The organism is Bradyrhizobium sp., from assembly GCF_016462955.1.
Lineage (GTDB): Bacteria > Pseudomonadota > Alphaproteobacteria > Rhizobiales > Xanthobacteraceae > Bradyrhizobium.
Genome location: NZ_JAEMSD010000595.1, coordinates 1 through 3736 on the forward strand (window position 1 = coordinate 1; position 3736 = coordinate 3736).

General features: G+C 65.7%; 3 protein-coding genes. All 3 read left to right on the forward strand.

The genetic code is table 11. The annotated features are described in order from the left end of the window. Window positions 1-740: TolC family protein (locus JHD07_RS35140; protein WP_291630536.1), on the forward strand; the 740-nt coding region annotated here is incomplete at its 5' end. After that, complete coding sequence (gene ihpB, locus JHD07_RS35145) at window positions 737-1726, forward strand: divalent metal ion exporter adaptor subunit IhpB (RefSeq protein ID WP_291630539.1); 990 nt, start codon at window positions 737-739, stop codon at window positions 1724-1726. The genes JHD07_RS35140 and ihpB, both read left to right, overlap by 4 nt. Further along, window positions 1719-3736, forward strand: a 2018-nt coding sequence (locus JHD07_RS35150; protein ID WP_291630541.1) for a CusA/CzcA family heavy metal efflux RND transporter, incomplete at its 3' end; no start/stop codon positions are given. The genes ihpB and JHD07_RS35150, both read left to right, overlap by 8 nt.

Sequence of the window (3736 nt, forward strand, 5' to 3'; positions counted from 1 at the left end):
CCGAAACCGGCCGCGCCGAGGTCGCCTCCGCCCTGGTCAAGGCCGACCGCGAGCGCTTCAAGGCGACGCTGGCCAGCGCCCGGCGCGAGCTCGCAGTGCTGATGGGCGATCCGTTCGCGAAGTTCGGCGACGTCTCCGGCCGGCTCGACACCATGGGTAAGCCGCCGACCTTCCAGTCGGTGGTCGCGGCCATCGATGCGAATCCGCAATTGGTGCGCTGGACCGCGGTCTATGCCCAGCGCAATGCCGAACTGCTGCTGGCGCGGCTTCGACCCTATCCGGACGTGCGAATTGCGGCCGGCTGGCGCCACTTCAACGAAACGGGCGACGACGCAGCGCGCCTGACCGTCACGGTGCCGATCCCCGTGTTCGATCGGAACCAGGGCAACATCCTCTCGGCGCAGGAAAGCCTCGCCAAGACGCGGGCCGAGCGCGAGGCCAACCGCAACACGTTGATCGTGATTGCCGGCCGCGCCTACGACTCGCTTCAGGGCTCGCTGCGCGAGCTCGCGGTGCTGCGCGAGACCGCGATCCCAAAGGCGGTCGAGGCGTCCGAGGCGATTTCGCAAGGCTACGGCCAGGGCCGCTTCACCCTGCTCGAGGTGCTCGATGCCCAGGCCAGCGTCGCCCAGGCGCGGCTGCGCGAGCAGGAGGCGCTGCAGAATTTCCACGCCGGCGTTGCGATCATCGAGGGCCTCGTCGGCAATCCCTTCACGCTGGCGCGGGAGAGCGCACGATGAAGACGTCCTCGACCATCGTCCTGGCTATTCTTGCCGCTGCACTCGGGGCTTACGGCTATTCCCTGTTCGCGCCGGGCACAATCGCGCATACCGAGCATGCCGAGCATGGCGGCGGCCATTCCGAACACAAGAAACCGAACGACCGTGTCGAGCAGGACGAGCACGGCGCCGACCGCATCCGCATCTCCGATGTCAAGCTCGCCGCAGCCGGCGTCGTGATGGCCGAGGCCGCAAGCGCGACGCTGACCGACACGCTCGCCTTCAACGGCATCTTGCGCGCCAACCAGGAGGCCGTGGTGCAGGTGACGCCGCGCTTCCCCGGCATCGCCAAATCCATCCTGAAACGGATCGGCGACAAGGTCGGCAAGGACGATCTGCTCGCCACGATCGAGAGCAACCAGAGCCTCACAATCTACGAGCTCAAGGCGCCCATTGCCGGGACTATCATCGAACGGCAGATCTCGCTCGGCGAATACGTCTCCGAGCAGAAGCCCGCCTTCGTGGTCGCCGACCTCTCCACCATCTGGGTCGATCTGTCGATCTACCGACAGGACTTAAGGCGCGTCCGTCTCAATGACGAGGTGCTGATCGATCCCGACGACGGCCGCGGCGAGATCAAGGGCACGATCTCCTACATGGCCCCGATCGGCTCGAGCGAGACCCAGACCGCACTGGCACGCGTGGTGCTGCAAAATCCGGATGGGCGGCTGCGCCCCGGCCTGTTCGTGACGGCGCGGCTGATCCTGGCGGCCCGCAACGTCGCGGTGGCCGTGCGCCGCAGCGCCATACAGACCCTGGACAACAAGACCATCGTGTTCGTGCGCGAAGACGGCGACAAGATCGAGGCGCGCCCGGTCGAGCTTGGGGACTCCGATCCGCGGCATGTCGAGATCAAGGCTGGCCTTGCGGTCGGAGAGCATTACGTCGCGGAGAACAGCTTCGTCGTGAAGGCCGAGATGGGCAAGGGCGAGGCCGAACATGATTGAGCGCCTCATCGCGGTCTCGCTGTATCAGCGCTGGCTGGTCCTCCTACTCGCGCTCGGCGCCCTCGCCTTCGGCATCTGGAACTTCCAGCGCCTGCCGATCGACGCAGTCCCTGATATCACCAACGTCCAGGTCCAGATCAACACCCGCGCGCCCGGCTATTCGCCGCTCGAGACCGAGCAGCGCATCACCTTCCCGGTCGAGACGGCTATGGGCGGGCTGCCCAGGCTCGACTACACACGATCGCTGTCGCGCTATGGGCTCAGCCAAGTCACGATCGTCTTCAAGGACGGCACCGACATCTATTTCGCCCGCCAGCTCGTCGGCGAACGCATCCAGCAGGTAAAGGACCAACTCCCGGCCGGCGTCGAGGTCGCGATGGGTCCGGTCTCGACCGGGCTCGGTGAAATCTTCCTGTACACCGTCGAGGCCAATGCAGGCGCCAAGACGCAAGCCGGCCACGACTATTCGCTGACCGACCTGCGCACAGTGCAGGACTGGATCATCCGGCCGCAGCTTCGCAACGTGCCTGGCGTGATCGAGGTCAACACCATCGGCGGCTTCGAGCGGCAATTCCACGTGCTGCCGGATCCCGGCAAGCTGATGGCCTACCGGCTCGGCTTTCGCGACGTCATGACGGCGCTCGCCGCCAACAACGCCAATGTCGGCGCCGGCTATATCGAGCGCAATGGCGAGCAATATCTGGTGCGCTCGCCTGGCCAGGTCGGCAGTATCGGCGAAATCCGGGACATCGTGATCGGCTCGCGCGGCGGCAATCCCGTCCGGATCAGGGACGTCGCTGTTGTCACCGAGGGCCGCGATCTGCGCACGGGCGCTGCGACGCGCAATGGCGAGGAGACCGTGCTTGGCACCGCCATGCTGCTGATCGGCGAGAACAGCCGCACGGTGGCCCGCCGTGTCGCAGCCCGGCTCGACGAGATCGCCAAATCGCTACCCGAGGGCGTCGTGACGCGAACCGTCTACGACCGCACCGACCTGGTCGAGGCCACCATCCGCACAGTCCGGAACAACCTGCTGGAAGGCGCGGCGCTGGTCGTCGCCGTGCTGTTCCTGATCCTTGGCAACATCCGCGCCGCGCTGGTCACGGCCTGCGTCATACCCCTGTCCATGGCCATGACGATCACGGGCATGGTCGAGACGAAAGTGAGCGCCAACCTGATGAGCCTGGGGGCGATCGACTTCGGCATCATCGTCGACGGCGCCGTGATCATCGTCGAGAACTGCCTACGCATGCTGGCTGTGGCCCAGCGCGAAAAAGGCGGGCTGCTCACCACGGCAGAACGGCTGCGCGCGATCCTGCGCGGATCGAGCGAGGTCATCAAGCCGAGCCTGTTCGGCACGCTCATCATCGCCGTGGTCTACCTTCCGGTACTGACGCTAACGGGTGTCGAAGGGAAGATGTTCACGCCGATGGCGCTGACCGTGCTGATGGCGCTCGGCGCTGCCGTGCTGTTCTCCATCACCTTCGTGCCGGCGGCCGTTGCCATTTTCGTCACCGGCAAGGTCTCCGAGCACGAAAACCTTTTCATGCGCGCGGCGAAGCGCGCCTATCTGCCCCTGCTCCATTTCGCCATCGACAATCGCGCCGCGGTCGCCATCATGGCCGCGGTCATCGTGGTTGGGAGCGGCATCGCCGCTTCGCGCATGGGCGGCGAGTTCATTCCGAGTCTGGACGAAGGCGACGTCGCGCTGGCCTCGATCCGGATTCCCGGCACCAGCCTCACCCAATCGCTGGACCTGCAAAAGGCGCTGGAGAAGCGGGTCTTGCAAATCCCTGAAGTGAAGGAGTTCTTCACCCGCCTCGGCACGGCGGAGATCGCCACCGACCCGATGTCGCCGGCACAGACCGACGGTTACGTCATGCTGAAGCCGCGCGCCGAATGGCCTGATCCCAACAAGCCGAAATCGGAGGTGATCGAGGCGATCGAGCATGCGGCGGACGAAATTCCCGGGAGCGCCTATGAAATCTCCCAGCCGATCCAGTTCCGTGT